Source organism: Pseudomonas sp. P105 (assembly GCF_032614175.1).
GTDB lineage: Bacteria > Pseudomonadota > Gammaproteobacteria > Pseudomonadales > Pseudomonadaceae > Aquipseudomonas > Aquipseudomonas rhizophila.
This window is the reverse complement of the sequence record NZ_CP126693.1, coordinates 4659506-4680192: the sequence shown is the minus strand read 5'-3', so window position 1 is coordinate 4680192 and position 20687 is coordinate 4659506. Positions and strand designations below refer to the sequence as shown.

General features: G+C 59.8%; 14 protein-coding genes. 10 read left to right on the top strand and 4 right to left on the bottom strand.

Annotation, left to right across the window (positions count from 1 at the left end; all coding sequences use genetic code 11):
* The first annotated feature begins 175 nt into the window (after positions 1-175).
* Complete coding sequence (locus tag QOM08_RS20995) at positions 176-1093, top strand: LysR substrate-binding domain-containing protein (protein ID WP_076383779.1); 918 nt, start codon at positions 176-178, stop codon at positions 1091-1093.
* A gap of 91 nt (positions 1094-1184) precedes the next feature.
* Here QOM08_RS20995 and QOM08_RS20990 read toward each other — a convergent pair whose 3' ends face one another.
* Together QOM08_RS20990 and QOM08_RS20985 are read right to left on the bottom strand one after the other, a co-directional pair.
* Positions 1185-2321 (bottom strand): catalase family protein, encoded by a 1137-nt coding sequence (locus tag QOM08_RS20990; protein ID WP_047230473.1) that lies wholly within the window; start codon positions 2319-2321, stop codon positions 1185-1187.
* A gap of 31 nt (positions 2322-2352) precedes the next feature.
* Positions 2353-4158, bottom strand: coding sequence for a di-heme-cytochrome C peroxidase (locus QOM08_RS20985; protein ID WP_316912083.1), 1806 nt, complete (start codon positions 4156-4158; stop codon positions 2353-2355).
* 271 nt (positions 4159-4429) lie between these two features.
* Here QOM08_RS20985 and QOM08_RS20980 point away from each other — a divergent pair, with 271 nt between their 5' ends.
* The 7 genes from QOM08_RS20980 to QOM08_RS20950 all read left to right on the top strand — a co-directional run bounded on the left by QOM08_RS20980 (position 4430) and on the right by QOM08_RS20950 (position 12295).
* A complete protein-coding gene (locus QOM08_RS20980; protein ID WP_076383781.1) occupies positions 4430-5143 on the top strand; it encodes an FKBP-type peptidyl-prolyl cis-trans isomerase in 714 nt (237 codons plus the stop codon).
* Positions 5144-5435: 292 nt separating this feature from the next.
* Positions 5436-5891 carry a YkvA family protein gene (locus QOM08_RS20975; RefSeq protein ID WP_076383782.1) on the top strand — a complete coding sequence of 152 codons (456 nt, stop codon included), beginning with the start codon at positions 5436-5438 and terminating at the stop codon, positions 5889-5891.
* 113 nt (positions 5892-6004) lie between these two features.
* Entirely contained in the window at positions 6005-6346 is a 342-nt protein-coding gene (locus QOM08_RS20970; protein WP_076386572.1) for a helix-turn-helix domain-containing protein, read from the top strand.
* Positions 6343-6714: a hypothetical protein gene (locus QOM08_RS20965; protein WP_003179080.1), complete on the top strand. Its 372-nt coding sequence runs from the start codon at positions 6343-6345 to the stop codon at positions 6712-6714. The genes QOM08_RS20970 and QOM08_RS20965 overlap by 4 nt, the downstream gene beginning before the upstream one ends.
* Positions 6715-7116 carry a hypothetical protein gene (locus QOM08_RS20960; RefSeq protein WP_047230478.1) on the top strand — a complete coding sequence of 134 codons (402 nt, stop codon included), beginning with the start codon at positions 6715-6717 and terminating at the stop codon, positions 7114-7116.
* Positions 7117-7328: 212 nt separating this feature from the next.
* The gene (locus QOM08_RS20955; protein WP_316912082.1) at positions 7329-11990 is read left to right on the top strand and encodes an RHS repeat protein; all 4662 of its coding nucleotides are present in this window, start codon (positions 7329-7331) and stop codon (positions 11988-11990) included.
* The gene (locus QOM08_RS20950) at positions 11987-12295 is read left to right on the top strand and encodes a contact-dependent growth inhibition system immunity protein (protein WP_316912081.1); all 309 of its coding nucleotides are present in this window, start codon (positions 11987-11989) and stop codon (positions 12293-12295) included. Before QOM08_RS20955 ends, QOM08_RS20950 begins: the two co-directional genes overlap by 4 nt.
* Before the next feature lie 112 nt (positions 12296-12407).
* Here QOM08_RS20950 and QOM08_RS20945 read toward each other — a convergent pair whose 3' ends face one another.
* A complete protein-coding gene (locus tag QOM08_RS20945; RefSeq protein ID WP_316912080.1) occupies positions 12408-14195 on the bottom strand; it encodes a bifunctional diguanylate cyclase/phosphodiesterase in 1788 nt (595 codons plus the stop codon).
* 130 nt (positions 14196-14325) lie between these two features.
* Positions 14326-16404: a carboxy terminal-processing peptidase gene (locus QOM08_RS20940; RefSeq protein ID WP_316913244.1), complete on the bottom strand. Its 2079-nt coding sequence runs from the start codon at positions 16402-16404 to the stop codon at positions 14326-14328.
* Positions 16405-16543: 139 nt separating this feature from the next.
* On the opposite strand from QOM08_RS20940, the gene QOM08_RS20935 reads away from it, so the two are divergent.
* Together QOM08_RS20935 and QOM08_RS20930 are read left to right on the top strand one after the other, a co-directional pair.
* Positions 16544-17506 (top strand): zinc-binding dehydrogenase, encoded by a 963-nt coding sequence (locus QOM08_RS20935; protein WP_316912079.1) that lies wholly within the window; start codon positions 16544-16546, stop codon positions 17504-17506.
* 258 nt (positions 17507-17764) lie between these two features.
* Positions 17765-20638 carry a hypothetical protein gene (locus QOM08_RS20930; RefSeq protein ID WP_316912078.1) on the top strand — a complete coding sequence of 958 codons (2874 nt, stop codon included), beginning with the start codon at positions 17765-17767 and terminating at the stop codon, positions 20636-20638.
* The last annotated feature ends 49 nt before the right edge of the window (positions 20639-20687 follow it).

Here is a 20687-nt window from a genome sequence, read left to right as displayed (position 1 = left end):
GTTGGCGAGAGTGGTTGAATCAAAGGGCAGCGAATCGCAAATGCGGTAAATGAGGAGGAGAAGCTCAGGCGATGTTTTTTTTGGTCTGGACACGAATGTAGGGAAAGGCTATCAATGCCACAAGTACAATCTTTCGATACTTTCTTTGCCAAAAAGGCAATGCTCGGAGGTTCCGATGCAGCTGTATGGCGTGCAGTCCACGGCATTGCGCTATTTCCTGGAAGTAGCCAGGTGCGGATCGGTCAGTGAAGCTTCGCTGCGGCTCAATGTTGCGGCGTCAGCGGTGAGCCGACAGATTTCCAAGCTTGAGTTGGCTCTGGATGCCAGCCTGTTTGAGCGTCGTGCCCGAGGCATGGTGCTCAGCGAGGCCGGGACGCGATTGGCGGCTTATGCGCGCAAGTCGCAACTTGAGGCTGAGCAGGTGGTGCTGGAAATTACCGAGCTGCATGGCTTGCAACGGGGGCATGTGCATGTCGCCTGCTCGGAAGGTTTTGCATTGGAGTACATGCCCAGGAGCATCAGCGCATTCAGGCGTGAGTACCAGGGCATCCATTTCACATTGGAGGTTTGCGCGCCTGCGCAAGCGACTGAAAAAGTACGTTCCGGCGAAGCCGATCTGGCGATGACCTTCAGCCTGTCACCGCAGAAGGAAATCAAGGTTGAACATGTCTTGAGCGGGGCGATTTTTGCAGTGGTTTCCAATTCCCACCCCTTGGCCGGGCGTGAAGCGGTCAGCCTCGCCGAGTTGCAACCCTGGCCCATTGCATTGCCCAAGGCTGATACCACGATACGGCAACTGTTCGACATTTGTTGTGGTGTACAGGGGCTGTTGTTCGATCCGGTACTGACCACTAATTACGTGGCCGCGCTTTACAGCTTCGTCCGCGAGGAAGGCGTCATTAGCCTGGCCAGCGAGATGACCTTGCACAAACAGGTGGCGGACAAGCAGTTGCAGTGCCTGCCAATCCTGGATGAAGGGATGCAGGCACGGCGCATCGAACTGCAAAGCATGGCTGGACGCAATTTGCCGGCGGCGGTTTCTGCGTTCAAGGATTTTCTGATTGCAGAACTGGTGAACACCAAGCACGGTTGAAGTGGCGAGGCAACGGCGCAAGGCTGTTCGCTTATCCCCGATGGGCTGCGCAGCAGCCCCAAAAAAAAGATTGAATCCCACGCTCCGTTATTTACTGCTCGGCATTGCGGCTATGACGGTAATCGCTGACCGCCTCATACACCGCTTTACGCAAACGGTTGATGCCGCCGATGGGGCGATGGGCCTCAATGCCGAACCACGGGTTGAAGGACTGGTTGTCGCAGGCCAGGTTCAGCTTGGGCGTATCGAAATCCTGGGCCGGCACGGTGATTCGCGCCACTGTCTCGAACGGTGCGTCACTTTCTCGCCATTCAATACTGGTGTCTTCGATCGGCATGAACTTGCTCGGGTCCTGGCGCTGGATCTGCAGGACAAAACACGCCGGTATCCGGTCTGTGGATAACTGTTGCGTCAGTGCACTTCGCAAGAAATTCGGCAGTGCCTGGTTTTGTGCGGGCAGGGTGTAGCTCGGGCAGTTATCCGGGTCGGGCGCTACGCGAAATTTCGCGTTGGCCTCGCCAAACTTGTAGGGCGATACCGAAAAATACGTGGTCTGGGTCGGGCTGTCAGGGGCCGGTGAAAGTGTCTCCAGGGCGATGAACAGGTGGCGGATCTGCCAGCTCCGGGGATCCAGGCTCGGAAAGAACGCCATCGCCTTTTTTCCATCGGCCTGGGCGGCTACATTCTGACGATATTCGGCGACATCGCTGACGAAGAAGTTCGGATGATTGAACATCACAAAATCCTGTTCACCTTGTGACTGTCGGTCCCCCAGCAATTGTTTGCCCGGCACGCCCAGCAGCTTGATCGCCATCCCTCGCGCATCGCGCAGGCTGTCGAACTGTGGGTAGGCGTTGCCGTTGGACAAGCGAATCGTCGCTTGCCAGACCTTCCCCGGCTCGGCAAATACACCCTGGCGCAACGGTGCTGGCAGATTGTCCGGCACCTGCACTTGCGCCATGACGCAGCCGTGGGCTTTGGCATGGGCATCGCGCAGGTAGCGCGTGCCTTCGCGGTGCTGATCGACGATACGGATGGCGGTCTGGATGATGTCCTGGGTCATGGCCGCTTCGCCGGGTGGAATCTGCTCTTTATCCGAGACCGGCCCGCTGTGTTGCCAGGCGAACCAGGCCGTGGCCAGCGCCCAGCCGAGCAGCCCGATGCCCAGCAACCACAGGAGCGTCTTGCCCAAAAAGGCGCCGAGGCGCAGCCAGAGCGTAATCAGCATGGGTCAATCCTTTTGCCTGAGGGGTTCATCATCACAGTTGCGACTCCAGCGGCCCGCCCAGTACCTTGAGGTACTCCAGCAACGCCCAGCGTTCCTGTGGCAGCAGCAGCCGACCGATCACGCCATTACCCCGCTCACCAGCGCGAAACTCATGACCACTGTTGTGGTTGCCGGTGATCCGGGTGTCGAACAAAAAGCCATTCGTGAAGGCTTCTGTGCGATAGCCCAGGTGCCGTGGGTCGTATTCGAAGCTGCCTTTATAGAAGGTGATCGCCCGTTCGTCCTGAGGGGACAGCAACTGATAGATCGTCGGCACCGAGCCGTTATGCAGGAAGGGCGGCGTGGCCCAGACGCCAGCCAGGGGCCGGGCTTTGTAGGCGCGCAGCTCGCGCACGCCGATGGGCAGGCCAAAACCGTCCAGCGCCGGGCGCTCCAGCGGTGTGACGCCCGCGTCACGGTAAGCCCGCTCTTCCACGAACGCGGTAACGTAGGCCAAGCCTTTGGCGACTGAAACCTGGCTCAAATCCAGCGGCGTCGTCGGGGTCGGATGCAGTTGTACGTCCAGTTTGGCCAGTTCGGCCGGATCCCATTGCAGGCTGGTCAGATCGAAACGGTGGTCGGCAATGTTGTTAGCGGTACCCGGATCGGTGCCGATCACCTTCACCGGCAACATGTTCAGGTGCTGGACGGGCCTGTCAGGACCTTGAACCACGTTGGGGACATGGCAGCCGGCACAGTTTTCGACGAACAGCGCCCGGCCTTGTGCGGCCAACGGCATATCGATAGGGCCAAGCAGTTCCTGAGGCCACTCCGGGGCCTTGAGCAACTGCAGGGTTTCTTCAATCTTGTGCAGATCGCGAACGCGCACGCTGGAGGGGTATCGCGCATCACCTTGCAATGGTTTGCCCTGGGCGTCGAAGAAGTTCAACGTGGCGCCGACACCCAGTGCTTCGCCGACGTTGCGGGCCATCGGTTGCTGGGCCGAACCGTTCCACTGCACCCAGTCGAATGTCCATATGTCCCACAATTGCGGGTAATCCACGGGTGCGTTGGCGACCCGGTAATTCTTGTCGGAGATGGCATCGCCGAAGCTGGCATTGGCAATCCGTCCGAAGGCATCTGTACGGCCAGGTCCTTCTTCGGTGGGGTAGAGGCCGCGATGAGTGTCGTTCCAGGCCACACGCAGGAACGTATCCAGAGAGGCTTTGAATGATTTGCGCAGCTGTTCATGGCGGGCGTCGTAGTCCTGCCCCAGTACCTGGCGTGCAAAGCGTTCGAATTTCCAGGGGTTGTAGTAGGTCGAGGCCAGGCTGGCGACCAATGCTTGTCCGAAACTGCCACCGCGTAATGTAGGAACGCTGGAAGGCAGGACGTGCTGGGCCGAGCCCCCGTCGATCCGTATCGCCTGGCCCTTGAAGCGCAGCTCACCGGTGTGACAGGCGGCGCAGGTGATATCCAGGAACTGGTCGGCGCTGCCCGGATTCTGGTGGCGGGTGAAACCTACGGGCAGATTGCCGGGATTGTCCGCCGAGGGTTTCTGCGCCGGGTCCACCAGAAAGCCGAATCGAGCCAGGTATTCAGGCGAAGCGAAGCGCTGTTGCGAGAACGGCAATTCGAGGGCGGTGAACCAGTCGTAGCGCAGGCCTTTGACTTGAGTGCCCTGAGGGGTGAAATAGTACGTCTGGCGTTCGGCGGCGCTCCATTGATCCAGATAATGCACCTGTTCCACCGGTGTATAGGTCGGCAGACGAGGATTGGCAACGTAATAGAGCACCACGGCCACGGCGATGACGAGCAGCGCAAGGAGCAACAAGAGAAGGCGGGATAGCAGGCGCACAGTAACGTCCTTGTTTTTTTTGATATGCCCTTATGCCTCAGTGCCGCGTGGCCGGCAAGTGGCCATTACCGATGGGGCTGCGGGGGAGTGGCAATTTGTCCCTGTACGTAATAGATGACAGATGCTTCATCCGCCCAGGATTAAAAAGCGTTTGGGACCGTGAACTTATCAGTGCTTTGCTGCTCACATGCCGGTAGCCATTGGTCGTGGCCGCCTGATAAGCTCGCGGCTTTACTCGATTGCCCTTTTGGCGCATGAACAAGGAAATAGCATGAAACAGCATCGGTTGGCGGCGGCGGTGGCCCTGGTTGGCCTGGTACTCGCGGGTTGTGACTCGCAGACCAGCGTAGAGCTGAAAACCCCGGCGCAGAAAGCTTCCTACGGCATTGGCCTGAACATGGGCAAAAGCCTGGCTCAGGAAGGTATGGATGACCTGGACTCCAAAGCAGTGGCCCAGGGCATCGAAGATGCCGTCGGCAAGAAAGAACAGAAGCTGAAAGACGAAGAACTGGTCGAAGCCTTTGCCGCACTGCAAAAACGTGCCGAAGAGCGTATGGCCAAGATGAGCGAAGAGTCGGCAGCCGCCGGCAAGAAATTCCTCGAGGAAAACGGCAAGAAGGAAGGTGTTACCACCACCGCTTCCGGCCTGCAGTACGAAGTGGTCAAGAAAGCCGACGGCCCTCAGCCTAAGCCGACTGATGTCGTGACTGTTCACTACACCGGTAAGTTGACTGACGGTAAGGTGTTCGACAGCTCCGTGGAGCGTGGCAGCCCGATTGACCTGCCGGTCAGCGGTGTGATCCCGGGTTGGGTCGAAGGCCTGCAACTGATGCATGTCGGCGAGAAGTACAAACTGTACATCCCGAGCGAACTGGCCTACGGCGCCCAAAGCCCGAGCCCGGCCATCCCCGCCAATTCGGTTCTGGTATTTGACCTGGAACTGCTGGGGATCAAGGATCCGGCAAAAGAAGACGCAGCCAAGTAACCGCGGCTGCTATAACGACAACGCCTCGCTTATGCGGGGCGTTGTCGTATCCGGGCGTTGGTAAACGGCAAAAAACCGAACGCTCGGCGCGGGTTATAGTCATAGGCAATACAGACGCTGTGCTAGACCCAGTCGGGCCGTCAAGTCAATGAAATATTGGGTTTTTTTATGTGAGTAAAAAACGCCCGATCTGACTGGGGGCCTTATTTGACGGGGGCTTCAGCGCGTAAATGCAGCTCTGTTCACAAGGTTATCCACAATTTGTGTGGATAACATTTCAGTGGGAGAAAACATGAAGGCTCCGTGGAATTTTGCGCGTTTTCTGCCGCTGGCAGGACGACTGCTGGCCCGCGGTCGATTGCCGACGTTGTTGTTTGCCGTCGCCAGCAAAGGCGCCCGAGAGGGCGGTCGGTTAGGCAAGCTCAAGGAGGATCTGCGTTTGCTGCAGGCCCTGTGCCTGGCCTACTGGCGTGGCGAATATCGGGCCGTCAGCGCCAAGTCGCTGCTGTCGATCGTGGCCGGACTGATGTACTTCCTCAGCCCCCTGGACGCGATTCCGGATTTCCTGCCCATGTTCGGCATGTTTGACGATATCGCCGTACTGGCGTGGATCATGAAGACCCTCGACAGTGAACTCGAAGCCTTCCGCGCCTGGCGCTATCGGCAATCCCCCGAAAAGCTTGCTCAAGTCGAGCGGCTTCCCGACACCCCGGAACAGCTCCAGCTCCAAGGGCAGAAAAAGCACTGATCCGGTTCTGTTTGCCTTATGAGATTGATCGCCCCGCGACCTTAGCCGCTATTAGGATTACACTTCCAAGGAAAAAGCTGACTCGCTAAGTGTTGTTGTCCTACGGGGTAGACATGGATATTCAAATAATCACACGCGACGGAGAGCCCGAATACGCGGTTTTACCGTGGGATCAGTACCAGTCGCTATTGAAGGCAGCCGGCATCAATCAAGCTCCGCCGCAGGAAGCCACAGTCCGTCATGCGGCGGCACCCGGCCAGGTTCTTCCTGGTCTGGATCAACTACGCAGTTTGCGCGAAGGGAAGGGCATCGCCATTGAGGCGTTGGCCCGCACAGTAGGTATAAGCCCGTCTTATCTGGCCATGATCGAAAGTGGCGAGCGTCAGCCCGATGCCGCGATTCGGCGCAGTTTGGCCTGGGAGTTGACGGTGCCGGGTTGGAGGGATCAATCGTGAGTGTTCGTATCAGTCGGCAGCATTGGGATGGGTTGTTGGGTGAACTGGATCAGGCGCGTCGCCAGCGCCATTTGTTGACGTACCGGGCCTTGCTGGAGCGTTTGCAGCTTCCCAGCCCGGCCATGCAGACCTTGACTGCGGCCCTTGAACACTTGGCAGCACTGGATGCCCGGGCTGAACAGCCGCTGCGAAGTTCGTTGGTCATCAGCCAGGGGGCAAGCCGGTTGCCGCGTACCGGCTTCTTCGAGTGCGTTGAGCGTCTTGGGCGCTTTTCCGGGCCTTCCGATGGTGTCGCGGCCGCTTCCTGGCACGCCTCGGAAGTGGTCCGGGTATTCGAATACGAGTACCCCGAATCAGCGGAGGCCTGAATGCTCTGGCGCATCAAGGCGCGGGCCGGTTACTGGCTGGCGCGTCGATTGTTTCATTGGTCCTGGTTTGTTCGACAGCCCCGTGGCTGGTCCTGGCTGGAAGGTCAATTTGCCCGCATGGCGAACCTGGGGGACGTCGGCGCGCAAAGTTTCTATGGGCATATCCTGACGTTCCGCGGCCAGGGCCTGGGTGCCCGGGAAGAAGGTGTTCGCCTGTTGCGCCTGGCGGCACTGGCCGGTGATGGCAAGGCTGCCTATCAAGTCGGTGTGATCAGCCTGGCCGGTTCCGCCAGCAAGGCGCCGGATCCGATAGAAGCGGCGCGCTGGTGGGGTTTGGCGGCAAAAGCCGGCCATCCGTTGGCGGAGGTCAAGCTCAAGGCGCTCGAAGGCTACGACCAGTAGTTTTATCCACAGGCATTTTTGAACCCGCTTTCCTTTCGGCCGTTCGTTTGTCGTATGGGGCTATTTAGCGAATCGCCCTACATTCACCGCCTCTTTACCTGACTTATTTCCCCTGGTATCCCCGGCAAAGTCTCGCGCTCCCTGAGTGCTGCGAGACGTCTGCCCATGTTCGATCGTTTTTCCCTGCCGGCCCCTGATCGAGCCGTGTCCTGATGGATCAGGTGCACCGTATCGAGCAGGAACTCGACAGCTTCAAAGACACCCTGACGCTCTACCGCGAGCAGCTCGACCGCTGGTACAGCCAGACGGCGGACCGCGCCAGCCATGCGGCCGACCTGCCTTCGCTGATGGGCATGGAGCGGCTGATTCGTTTCGGTGACAGCAGCTCCGCTGTCAGCATCGGCGACGATGATTTCCTCTCCACCGTTGTCCAGTGCCCCTCGGCCGGGCCGATGACCATCGAGAGCAAACTGGAGTCGGTGTACGACATTCCGCTGGGCGGCATCGTGGTGGATGTGGTGGCCGTGGACAGCGGCGAGGTCACGCCCGTCACCCTGAATGCCGAGGGCCTGGGGACTTTCCAGGGGACGACGGGTAAGTCCTATCGGGTTCACGTCCAGGACAAAGTATCCCCCCAGACAATCGCCGACCTGTTTTCTTCCTACGACGGCCTGAACAACGATCTGACGCAGTGGCTGCGCGGGCAGTGGCAGGGCTTCAAGCCGCAGTGGGCGCAGCAATCATTGGCGACTTCGGCGGCCGCGGTGGGCAATGGCTTGCTCGCAGGCAGTTGGGCGGCGATTGAGGGTGTGTGGGACAGCATCAGTCTGCTGTCGGACATCCTCAAGAACCCTGGCGAGTTTGTAGACCGGCTGGGCGAAAGTGCGGATCAGCTAAGCGCCATGGCGGAAAAAACGCCGTTGCTCATGGCCAGGCTGCAATTGCTGGCCAGCGACGAAGCGGCGTTGTGCCTGCTGGTGCGCACCGCCAGCCTCTGGCTGGAGATGCTGCCGCCCAGTGAGGTTGCCGGTGAAACCGCTGAAGCGCTCGCTACGGCGGTGGTGCAACTGGTGATCGACTTGCTGATCGGCGTCGTCCTGACCTTCGCCGGGGCGGGGACCGGTGTTGCTTACCTGGCCATGCGTCTAGGCCAGTTTGGCGGGCGTCTGCTGAGCGCCGCGCAGCGATTCATCAACGCGATCTTCGCGGTGGTCAACGGTTTCATCACCTATGTGGACCGCTACAAAACCGTGGCGGTGCGGGGGATCGCGGCTGGAGTGAAGAAGGGCCGGATGCAACTGCGCTGGGACGCGCAGCGCAATACCACACTGAAAAAGGACGAATCCTACGACGACGTCCCCAACCAATCGAAAAACCCCAACGGTGACAGCGCCGACACCGCGGCCCTGACCCAGACCAGCGGCTGCCCGGTGTCGATGGTCACCGGCGAGGAGCTGCTGACCCTGGACGACGGCACCCTCGATGGCCGACTGCCGTTTGTCTTCACCCGCTTGTACCGCACCAGCGCGGTGGACCTGGACATCGGCCTGGGCCGCGGCTGGAGCCATGCCCTTGCGCATCGCCTGTTGCTTGAAGGCGAGCAGGTCATCTGGATCGACCAGGAAAACCGCCGTACGACGTTTCCGCTGCCCAGCGAGCAACGTCCGGCGATCCACAACAGCCTGGCCCGCTCGGCGATTTACCTCGGAGTGGAACCGGACGAACTGATCATCGCCCAGCCGGGCGAAGACGCGCCTTTCCTACACTTTCGCGACGGCCATCTGACCGCCCTCAGCGACCGCTACGCCAACCGCCTGACGATCAAGCGCAACATCCACGGCGACATCAGTCACCTGGACAACGGCGCCGGACGCGCTCTGCGCTTGCGTTATGAGCAACGTCATCTGGTCGCCATCGACTACCAGAGCTTTCACCCGGCGCTGACCCTGGACGACGCCTGGCGCACCGAACAGACCCTGGTGGCTTACCGCTACGACGCCCGCTGGCGACTGATCGAAGCCACCAACGCCGCCGGCGAAAGCGAACGCTACGACTACGACGACCAGCACGTCATCCTGCAACGGCAACTGGCCGGCGGCGCGAGTTTCTTCTGGGAATGGCAAGGGGCAGGCCGCGCAGCCCGCTGCGTGCGGCACTGGGCCTCGTTTGCGCAGATGGACAGCCGCTACACCTGGGGCGAGGACGGGCAGGTCACGGTCCAGCACCTGGATGGCAGTCAGGAAGTGTACGTCCACGACGAGCGGGCACGGCTGGTGCGCAAGGTCGAGCCCGATGGCGGCGAGCACCTCAAGGCCTATGACCCCCAGGGCCGGTTGATCGCCGAACAGGACCCGCTGGGCGCCGTCACCGAATACCGCTACGACGAAGCCGGACGGCTGGTGGCGCTGATTCCGCCGGACGAGGAACCGACGTCCTACGAATACCGCAACGGTTTCCTGCACGCCCGTTCGCGCGGCAAGGCCGTGTGGCAATACCGGCGCAACGCCCAGGGCGATGTGATCGAGGTCATCGATCCGCACGGCCAGAGCACCGGCTATGACTACGACGCCCAAGGACAATTGCTGGCGATCCGTTACCCCGACGGTAGCGAGCATCGGTTTACCCGCAATCAACTGGGCCAACTGACCGAAGAAACCCTGCCTGACACGGGGCGCCGGTGTTTTTCCTACGACGCCCTGGGGCGTTTGCTGACCCGCCAGGACGAACACGGCGCCCTCACGCACTACCAGTGGGACGCGGTGGGCCGCCTGCTCGAAACCACCTTGCCGGGTGGTGCGACCCGCGCCTGGCACTACAACGCCTACGGCAAGATCACCGCCGAGCGCGATGAGCTGGGGCGGACCACCCGCTATGAATACGCCGACGACCTGCACCTGATCAGCCGTCGCCTCAACCCCGACGGCAGCGAACTGAAGTATCGCTACGACTCGGCGCGGCTGTTGCTGACTGAAATCGAAAACGAATCCGGCGAAAAATATCAGCTGGACTACACGCCGAACGGATTGATCCGACAGCAGATCGGCTTTGACGGCCAACGCACCGCCTACGCCTACGACCTCAATGGCCACCTGCTGGAGAAAACCGAGCACGGCGCGGACGGCGCCCAATGGGTCACCCGCTACCAGCGCGACGGGGCCGGGCGGCTGCTGGTCAAGACCTTGCCCGACGGCCAGGCCATCGAATACCGCTACGACGGGCTGGGCCGGCTGGTCCACGTCAACGACGGCACCGATCACCCGCTGGCCTTCGAATACGACGCCCAGGACCGGCTGATCAGCGAACACCAGGGCTGGGGCACCCTGCGTTATCGCTACGACGCCTGCGGGCGCCTCAACCACCTGCGCCTGCCGGACAACAGCCAGCTCGATTACCACCACGCCCGGGGCGGCGCGCTGACGGCCATCGACCTGAACGGCTCGCGCCTCACCGAACACCAGCTCAGCGGCGGGCGCGAACGCCAGCGCCGCCAAGGCCTGCTGCTCAGCCAGTATGACTACGACGAACAGGGCCGGCTCAAGGCCCAGACGGTGTGGCAGAACCAGCAGCAACTGTTCTGGCGCGATTATGCCTACAGCGCCAATGGCAACCTGCAGTCCATTTCCGACAAGCGCAACCGCCGCCATTACCAATACGACCCGCTGGATCGCCTGATCGGCATCGACTATTCCCACAGCGAGCCGCCGGAACACTTCGCCCACGACCCGGCCGGCAACCTGCTGATGCAGGACCGCCCCGGCCCGACCCACCTCAAGGGCAACCGCCTGCTGATGGAGGGCGACCGGCACTACGACTACGACGCCTTCGGCAACCTGATCCGCGAACGGCGCGGCAAGGCCCAGTGCCTCGTCAGCGAATACCGCTACGACAGCCAACACCGACTGATCGGCGTCACCACGGCGCACGGGCGCGAAACGTCCTACCGCTACGACGCCTTCGGCCGACGCATCAGCAAGACCGTGGACGGCCTGACCACGGAATTTTTCTGGCAAGGCGACCAGGTCGTCGCCGAAAGCAGCCCGCGCCACCACCGCAGCTACGTCTACGAACCGGGCACCTTCCGCCCACTGGCCCTGCTCGACGGCAAAGGCCCGAACGCCTGCCCGTTCTACTACCACCTCGACCACCTGGGCACACCCCAGGAACTGACCAACTACGGCGGCACCATCGTCTGGTCGGCACGCTACAGCGGCTACGGCAAAACCACCGAACTGGTCCACGGCGGCGGCGAACAGCTGGAACAACCGCTGCGTTTCCAGGGCCAATACTTCGACCCCGAAAGCGGCCTGCACTACAACCGGCACCGCTACTACAATCCGGAAACCGGCCGCTACCTGACACCTGACCCGAGCAAACTGGCGGGTGGCCTCAACGGGTATCGCTACACCCTGAACCCGACGGGGTGGGTGGATCCGTTGGGGTTGGCCTGTCGGTGCCCTGGCGATATCGAAGCTGATGGACCGTTCAGCGAGATTGTGCCGGGGGGAGGTTTGGCTGCGCATGAGGCTCGAGGCGGACATTTGATTGAGAAACATATTGGTAGAACAGATGCCCAGCTAGCCCAGAGACTGGAGGCAGAGCCAGATATCCCAGCTGCCTCTACGTTCCCTGATCGGCCTACTGCTGAGTTGTCAGCAGCGAGGGCATTGGCGGCAAATGAAAAGAGAATCGAAAAATTCTTAGCTGGCAAGAAAGGAAAGACGACTATTAGGCATACTTTCACCCAGCCAGTGGGGACCAGCTTGTTAAATGGTCGTACCGACTATCTGCCAGCATCAAAAGTATTACTGGTCTTGAAGAAAGACCCACAAAAACCAATGGGGTATTTTTTGCTAACAGGATTTCCAGAAGTATGAATACAGATTTCCCTGAGCTACATGACTTTCTTGGAGCTTATTTTCACCAAGATTGGACAGTCGAATATGAGACTGCTGAGCAAGCCCTTGATGTTTTTCTAGCAGAGTCTGATATTGAGGATCTGAGGGCTGTTCAGAAGGAGCTCAATGTTCTACTCAGCAAGAAAAAGAATGAGTTGGAGTTGAGAGAGTATCTACTGAGAGAGTTGAGTTGTTATTACAGCTATTGGAAGGCTTGGGACACGGGTGAAGCATGGTTGCTTCATATCGTTAACAGGCTCAACTTAAAAATCTCTTGTTCATAAAAAAGGCCTTGCCAAGCCCCAGACAGTTGAATCTCAAGCGAAAGATCAAGATCAAGATCAAAATGTCGCAGGCTTCGCCAGTGGCTACAAAATCCCACGGGGAAGCCCATCGTCACACCGACAACCCCAACCCCACCACAGCCTCCCGCTCAGCCAAACCATCAACCAAGTACACGCTCCCCCCCAAAATCTCCTTGGCATGATGCTTGGCCTGCGAAGCCAGTTCCGCCAACTGGCTGGCATCCAGTTCCCCACAGGCTTCAGCCCGCAAATGCACCACCCCAATCGACAGCGACAGCAAGGCAAATTCCTGTCGAACGCCCTGCCGATTCAGCGCGGTGAAGCAGCCGGCTTCCAGATGCTCGGGGCGGTAGAAGCGGCGGCAGTGGGTCTGGAAGTCGCTCAGTAGTTGATTCAGGCGTTTGCGCCAGTCTTCCGGACCGAGGACCAGCAGGAAGTCGTCGCCGCCGATGTGACCGACGAAGTCGCGGCTGGGATCGATGCGTTCGTTCAGGCATTGGGCCAGGCACAGCAGGACTTCATCGCCGCGGCCGTAGCCGTAGATGTCGTTGAAGGGTTTGAAGCTGTCGATGTCCACGTAGCAGATCACTGATTCCTGTCGTTGTTGCAGCAGGCGTGTCAGGCATTGTTGGATCGGCACGTTACCCGGCAGCAGGGTCAGCGGGTTGGCGTAGCGGGCCTGTTGGATTTTCAGTTCGGTGATGAGCTTGAGCACGTCGATCACCCGGCCCAAGCCCAGGTAACTGCCGTTGAGGGTGATGATGAAGTCTTCTTCGATGCGTTGTCGGGCGCGGCTGGTGATGAGGCGGCTAACCTGTTGCAACGATTGGTTCAGTTCCACCGCCAGGAAGTCATCGCTCATCAGGCGGCTGATGGGTTTGCGGGCGAACAGGTCGGTGGCGAAGGGTTTGAGCAAGGCATCCGAAAGGGAGTGACGATGGACGATGCCGCAGGGCTGGTCCTGATCGTCCAGTACCGCCAGGGAGTTGAGGTTGGCCTGGCGTCGAAACGCCTCCAGCACGGTGGCCGTCGGCGTGTCGTGGGCCACCGCCGGTTGTTCGTTGAGCAGCGCCCCGAGGTCGTTGACTTCGTCGGTCAATGCCACCGCGCCGGCGTCCTGCCGGGGCATCAGCGCCCTGGCGTCACGGGAGGGCTGCTCCTGTGGGCGAGCGAGCAGATAACCCTGAACCAGGTCGACGCCCATCTCTATCAATACCGCCAGTTCTTCCGGCAGTTCGATTCCCTCGGCAATCACCTGGGCGCGGGAAGCCCGGGCGATTTTCAGGATCGAGCCGACAAATTCGCGCTTGAGGGCGTCCTGGTGAATACCGTCGATGAAGTGCCGGTCGATCTTCACATAATCGGGGCGCAATTCGGACCACAGCCGCAGGCTCGAATACCCGGCGCCCAGATCGTCCAGGGCGATGGAGAAACCCATGGCCCGATAATGATGCAGGGCGGTTTGCAGGAGTTGGAAGTCGTCGATCGGCGTTTGTTCGGTCAGTTCGATCACCACCTGACTGGGCGGGATGCCGAAATCTTGCAGCAGTTGCAAAGTGCGTCCGGTCTGGTGGGCGGCTTCGAGCAGGGATTCGGGCGAGACGTTGAGGAACAGCTTGCCCGGCAGTTTCTGCTCATTGAAACGTTGGCAGGCGCTGCGTCGGCAGGCCAGTTCCAGCTCACTGAGGCGTCCGGCCTGGCGGGCCACCGAAAGTAGGGCGATGGGCGAGTGCAGCGGGCTGTTGGACGGGCCCCGGGTCAGGGCTTCATAACCGACGATGCGCCGTTCGGAAAGGCAAATGATGGGTTGGAACAGGCTGTGTAAACCGCTTTGAGCCAGGATTGAACTCAAGGCACTCAGCTGTTCTGTCGTGGTCATGGCAATCTCTGGCGATAAAAAAAGGACTGGGCGCCACCCGTTCAAGGGAGCGCCCGGTCCTGTATTTCACGACAGAATGATGTCAGTTTGATGACGCTCCGGGGAGCGTCAGCATTAAATGGCCATCATGTCAGTGCTTGGCAATCGCCGTGTTGAGTTTCAGGTAATCGATGAGGATACGACCGGTCTCGCTCAGGTAGGCATCGTCTTCCGGTTTGGTTTTTTCCGGCTCGGCGATCAGGTCTTCATCCTCTTTCTTCAGTTCCTTGAGCGGCTCTTCACCCTTGGCCTTGCGTCGCAGGTTTTCCATGGTCAGTTGCTTGGCTTCGATGTCGGTATGCTGTGCGCGACGCTCGGCTTCGTTGAGGGTGACGGTTTTCTCCAGCATCAACTTCTGCGCCAAAGCCAGCTTGTCGCGGATGAATACAAACTCTGCGTCCTGGGACGTGCGAGCGTCATGATCGGACTTGAGTTGCGCCAGGAATGGCTTGAACGGATCCACGGCCGGCTTGATCGCAGGCCGGATGGTGTCCCACGGCATGGCCTCGGGCAGGGCGCTTTCACCGATTTCCTTGGTGTCGATGATCGACGGGTAATCGATGTCCGGCAGTACACCCTGGTGCTGGGTGCTCTGGCCGGAAACCCGGTAGAACTTGGCCAGGGTCAGCTTCAGTTCGCCATGGTTGAGCGGCTGGATGGTCTGCACGGTGCCTTTGCCGAAGGTCTGGCCGCCGATGATCAGTGCCCGGTGATAGTCCTGCATGGCGCCGGCGAAAATCTCCGAGGCCGATGCCGACAGACGGTTGACCAGCAAGGCCATCGGGCCCTTGTAGAACGCCCCCGGATTTTCATCCTCAAGCACATCCACGCGGCCATCGGCGTTACGCACGAGCACGGTCGGGCCCTTGTCGATGAACAGGCTGGTCAGTTCCGTAGCTTCCTGGAGGGAGCCGCCGCCGTTGTTGCGCAAGTCGATGACGACACCGTCGACTTTTTCCTTCTGCAACTCGGTCAGCAGCTTCTTCACATCGCGCGTGGTGCTCTTGTAGTTCGGATCACCGGCGCGGAAGGCCTTGAAGTCCAGATAGAAAGCCGGGATCTCGATCACACCGAGCTTGTAGTCCTTGCCATCCTGTTTCAGTTTGAGGACGGATTTTTTTGCAGCCTGCTCTTCCAGCTTCACCGCTTCACGGGTGATGGCCACGACTTTGCTGGTCTGGTCGTTCGGCGCATTGCTGGCCGGGATGACTTCCAGGCGCACCACCGAGCCTTTCGGGCCGCGGATCAGCTTGACCACTTCGTCCAGGCGCCAGCCGACCACGTCGACCATTTCCTTGTTGCCCTGGGCGACACCAATGATCTTGTCCGCCGGGCCGACCTGTTTAGTCTTGTCGGCAGGTCCTGCCGGCACCAGGCGCACGATCTTCACTTGATCGTTGTCGCTCTGCAGCACCGCGCCGATGCCTTCCAGGGACAGGCTCATGTTGATGTCGAAGTTTTCCGCATTATCGGGCGACAGATAATTGGTGTGCGGGTCGTAGGACATGGCGAAGGTATTGATGTACGCCTGGAAGATATCTTCGGCGCGAGTCTGGTCCAGACGGGCCAGTTGGTTCTTGTAGCGTTTGGTCAAGGTTTCCTGGATCTGCTTGGAGTCCTTGCCGGCGATCTTCATGCGCAGCACTTCGTCCTTGACGCGTTTGCGCCACAGGTCGTCAAGTTCAGCGGTGCTTCTGAGCCAGGCGGCGTCCTTGCGATCCACCTGCAAGGTTTCCTTGGTATTGAAGTCGATCTTGTCGACGCCTTTGTTCAACTCGGCAAGGGTGTAATCCAGACGCGCCTTCACGCGATCCAGATAGCGCTTGTAGATGATGAACCCGGCGTTCAGGTCGCCGCTCTTGAGGAAATCGTCGAACTGGGTTTTCCACTTGTCGAATTCAGCGATGTCGCTGGCCAGGAAATAGCTGCGCGAGGGATCAAGCAGCTTCAGGTAGCTGTCGTAGATGATGACCGAGCGCGCGTCATCGAGCGGCGGCTTGCTGTAATGATGGCGCTTGAGCAATTCAACGACGTTGAGGCTGGCAATCACCTCGTCGCGATCGGGCTGAAGCTTGTCCCAGCTATTGGCTGCGAACGTATCGCTCGACAGCGGCAACAGACCGAGGCCAATGACAAGCGCGAGGGCGGTGCTGGGGAACAGGTGCTTCATGCTGATTCGACGCAGGGACAATTGATAACGCATATTAGGCCGTCTTTGAAGTCGCCGGTTCCATGTGGCCCGGGCGCATAATGCAAGAAAGCCCGGCGTTACAGCAGCGGGCCCAGTCGAGACTCACTATGGAGGCACCGTGAAAGCATTGCAAGGCGTTGAAGGCCAAGTGGTATGGGCAGATGAGCCAAGTCCGACGTGTGATGTAGGGCAAGTCCGCATCCGTGTGGCGGCCGCCGGTCTGAATCGAGCCGATTTGTTACAAAAGGCCGGATATTATCCGCCGCCGCCCGGCGCCAGTCAGGTGCTGGGCCTGGAGTGCTCCGGGGTGATCAGCGAGGTCGGAGCGGGCTCCTCGTGGCAGATTGGCGATCGCGTTTGCGCCCTGCTGGCCGGCGGCGGGATGGCCGAAGAGGTGGTGGTCGATGGCCGGCATGTCCTGCCGGTGCCCGAAGGGTTATCCCTGGCTGAGGCGGCCGCGCTGCCTGAGGTTTACAGCACCGCGTGGCTCAATCTGTTTCAGCTGGCTGCACTCAAACCGGGGGAGAAAGTGCTGCTGCACGCCGGGGCCAGCGGTGTCGGTTCGGCCGCGATCCAGTTGTGCAAGGCCTTTGGCAACCCGTGCTGGGTCAGCGTCGGTTCGGCTGATCGTCTGAGTTATTGCGAGGCGCTGGGGGCCCACGGCGGTGTGATACGCACCGATGGCCTCGAGAGCCTGAACGACTTCGCCCCCTTCGATGTGATCCTCGATCCGGTGGGCGCGAACTACGCTGCGTTGAACGTGAAACTTTTGTCAGTTGACGGCCGTTGGGTGTTGATCGGCCTGATGGGCGGGCGCTCGACCGAACTCGATCTGGCGCAGGTACTGGGCAAGCGTATCCAATTGCTCGGCTCGACCTTGCGCAGTCGTGACGATCAGTTCAAGGCCGACCTGATCAGTGAGCTGGGGCACCAGGTGTGGCCGCTGTTCACCGACAAACGCCTGAGCCCGCAACTGGCCAGGACCTTTGCGATCAAGGATGCCGAAGCGGCGTTCGCGGAGCTGGCGACCAATAAGGTGTCTGGGAAGTTGGTGTTGGTGATCGATGAGAGCCTGAGCTGACTCCCGGAGCCGGGTGCGGACCAGTGGGAGCGAGCCTGCTCGCGATGGCGGTGTGTGGCATTCAGCGTGGACACCGCCAGCCCAGTCCCGGTAGGCGCTTTGTCGCTTGCACCTGCATTGTCCGATAAACGGCCTCTGCTTACCCCTGCAAACTGTCATTCCTGACAGTAGACGCAACACCCCATCCGCCCGTTAATAACCCCACCGGTTGTAGGCCACGCCCCCTCTGCGGCGAGCACCCGACGCAAGGGTATTTCCATGAAAAAGTCTGCTGACCCTGCCGCATCAGGCAATGACAACTTATTGCGCCTTGATCCGCTGCACATCCCCAACATGGCCCCTGCGTTCGAAGACTACGCCGGCGGCATCGGGGTCGGGCTGGTCGAGGATGGGTTGAAATGCTACGTCGATATCTGGTTCCCCAACGGTGACGGCGACGCGATTGCCTTCTACTGGAACAACGCACAAACCCCGGTCTGGAACCACACCATCGATGATAATCCCCCTGATCGGCTGCCGATTCAGCTCAACAGGGGACTTGTCCGGGAAGGCGATGTCGACCCGGTGTTCTACAGCGTGACCCGTCCCTCGCAAACTCCCGTGGACTCGCCACGGCAGAAGTTTCTGGTCAAGCTTAATCGCCCCGGCGGCTATGACGATCAACCGTCAATCCCCGGCCATTCCGGGCTGCGCTATGAGGTGCCCCAGGAGATTATCGACAACGGTGTCGGCCCCAGCGAAGCCGACGCCGGGGTGGACATCACCATCTTTCACTATGAACACATGCGCAAGAACGACCGTATTCGCCTGGCCTGGGGGCGAGCGACGGTGGAGCACCTTGTCCAGCCGGACGAGGTGGACACGGATATCACCATTCATGTCGACAGAGCGACGATCGAGGCTGGTCGTGAGGGGCAGGTCACCATCGCTTATCAGGTGGTGGATGTCTGCAACAACTACCCTGATGAACGCGCGCCCTGGTCTGCCGATACCACCGTGGTGGTCGATCTGAACGGTAATCGCCTCGATGCACCGCAGGTGCTGGTCAATGGTATCCCCACCCAGACGATCGACCTCGAACAACTGGCGGGCGCCGATGTCATTTGCCGGGTGTACACCCACCCAACCGACTATCTGGTGGGCGATACCTTGCGCCTGACCTGGGTCGGCACGCCTGCACAGGGTGATTCCCAGGTCATCGTCGGGCCGCTCGACAAAACCGTCGAGTACGTGCCGTTTCCATACGACTTTTCGATCCCCAATGAAGACGTGGTCGCCATCGCCAAAGGCCGAGCGTCGGTGTCCTACGTTCGGATCAGAAATGGCGAAGCGGATCGTCCATCGAACAATGCTTCCGTGACGGTCGTCGGCGACATCCAGCAGCCGGCCAGACCCGACATTATCGAGGCGACGGGCAGTGCCCTGGACCCGGACCTGAATTTCTACACCGTCTCAATCCCCTATTACCCAGGTCGCCAGCCCGGCGACCATCTCTACATCCTGTTTGAAGGCCTCGACGCCAGCAACAGTCCAACGAGTTTCGACGATAACGCCTACGTCGGCTCGGAGGCGGATGGCGATCCGGTTCTGCGCAATGTGAACAAGGTTGAAATCAAGAAACTCGATGGCGGCTCGCTCACGGTTTATTACTGGATCAATCGCCAACGTAAATCCTTGGAGCTGCAACTGTCCGTGGGCAATGGCCAGCCGTCATTCGAAAAGCCCGATGTCATTGAAGCCGACAGCAATGATGTCCTGGATCCCAGCAATGTGAATCCCAATGTCGGGGCCAATGTGTCAGCGCCTTACACGGGCACCGTGCCCGGTGACATCATCGGGTTGCGCTGGAGAGGCTCGCAGGTGAGTGCGCCGGTTGACGAGCGGCCGCTCAATGCCAATTCAGCGGGAGCCCCGGTGCCGTTTGTCGTGCCCTACTCCTATGTGATCGGCAACTTGAACGGCACGGTGGACGTCGACTATTACCTCAAGCGCGGCGCGGAAGTGCCGCGTTACTCGCGGGTGCGCACATTGACCATTGGCACAGCCATGAACCTGTCGGCGCCCAGCGTCAAGGAGGCCACGGGCATTGCACCGACTCAGCAATTGAACCCGGTGGCGGGCAAGGACAAGCTGACCGTGGTGATACCGGATTACGGGGTGCAGCCGGGGGATCAGGTCAGCGTCACCTGGGCGGGGACTGCCGGGGGCGGGTCCTACACTACTCCAGCGCAGGTGCTGCCGCCTGATCGGGAAATTGCGATGCCGGTTTCGGTGATTGCCTTCAACCTGGGCAAGCCGGTGACGGTCAGCTACACCGTGACCCGTGGCAGTGAATCGCCGCCGTCGGCTTTGCTGAATCTGGCGGTGCAGGCGATACCCGAGGCCAGCCTTGGCATGCCGCTGATTCCGCAGGCGGCACAAAATGGTGCCGGTAGTGAGTTGAATCTGGGCAATTTCACGGGTGATGCCCGCGTTACCGTCGCGCCGTGGCCGTTAATCGCGGCGGGGCAGCGTGTTTGGTTGCGTGTTGAAGGTATTGCAAGGGACGGTTCGGATCACGTCATTGCCCTCGCCGTTGCTGAGGAGGTGACGCCTTCACAAGTGACCGTTGGCCTCTCCAAAACGCTGTTGCGCAGCGACCTCTCCAAACTGCGCAGCGGCTCTGAGTTCAAGGTTGTGCTGGAGGTTACTTTCAATCGCGCCAGCAACCAGAGCGAGTCCGTTTCCTTTCCGATGCGCTCATATACCATCGTCATGATCCCTCTGCTGATTCACTATACGCCATTCACAAATGGAGACTTGAACGGCTGGACGATTGGCACCGGGGCTGTAGTCAGGGAGGATGGTAATGACTACTGTAAGATGATCCTAGCAATCCTGATGCAATCGCCTCTGAATTCTGGGGAGTACTATGAAGTCAGCGTGCGAGCGCGTAGCACACTGTCTGGAATAAGGTTAGAGCTTTGGTTCTTGCCTAGCCTTCGGCCTATCGACTCCCATCGACTTTCCCCCCAGTGGCAAACATATCTTTATACGTTCGAAGCCCCCTCATCACCTGGTGATTTAAGTTTCCTTGTATCGGATGAGAGTAGCAAAGTTGATATCGACGACATTCGTATTCATCGGCTTTAATACAAAAATAGGGATAAAGGGGACGCATTTATTAACCAGAAATAAATCC

Bases quoted from the DNA above. Each gene is read 5' to 3' on its own strand.
- QOM08_RS20995 (WP_076383779.1), top strand. From the start codon at position 176: ATGCAGCTGTATGGCGTGCAGTCCACGGCATTGCGCTATTTCCTGGAA.
- QOM08_RS20950 (WP_316912081.1), top strand. From the start codon at position 11,987: ATGAATACAGATTTCCCTGAGCTACATGACTTTCTTGGAGCTTATTTT.
- QOM08_RS20975 (WP_076383782.1), top strand. From the start codon at position 5,436: ATGAAGGCTCCGTGGAATTTTGCGCGTTTTCTGCCGCTGGCAGGACGA.
- QOM08_RS20930 (WP_316912078.1), top strand. From the start codon at position 17,765: ATGAAAAAGTCTGCTGACCCTGCCGCATCAGGCAATGACAACTTATTG.
- QOM08_RS20940 (WP_316913244.1), bottom strand. From the start codon at position 16,404: ATGAAGCACCTGTTCCCCAGCACCGCCCTCGCGCTTGTCATTGGCCTC.
- QOM08_RS20960 (WP_047230478.1), top strand. From the start codon at position 6,715: ATGCTCTGGCGCATCAAGGCGCGGGCCGGTTACTGGCTGGCGCGTCGA.
- QOM08_RS20980 (WP_076383781.1), top strand. From the start codon at position 4,430: ATGAAACAGCATCGGTTGGCGGCGGCGGTGGCCCTGGTTGGCCTGGTA.
- QOM08_RS20990 (WP_047230473.1), bottom strand. From the start codon at position 2,321: ATGCTGATTACGCTCTGGCTGCGCCTCGGCGCCTTTTTGGGCAAGACG.
- QOM08_RS20970 (WP_076386572.1), top strand. From the start codon at position 6,005: ATGGATATTCAAATAATCACACGCGACGGAGAGCCCGAATACGCGGTT.
- QOM08_RS20955 (WP_316912082.1), top strand. From the start codon at position 7,329: ATGGATCAGGTGCACCGTATCGAGCAGGAACTCGACAGCTTCAAAGAC.
- QOM08_RS20945 (WP_316912080.1), bottom strand. From the start codon at position 14,195: ATGACCACGACAGAACAGCTGAGTGCCTTGAGTTCAATCCTGGCTCAA.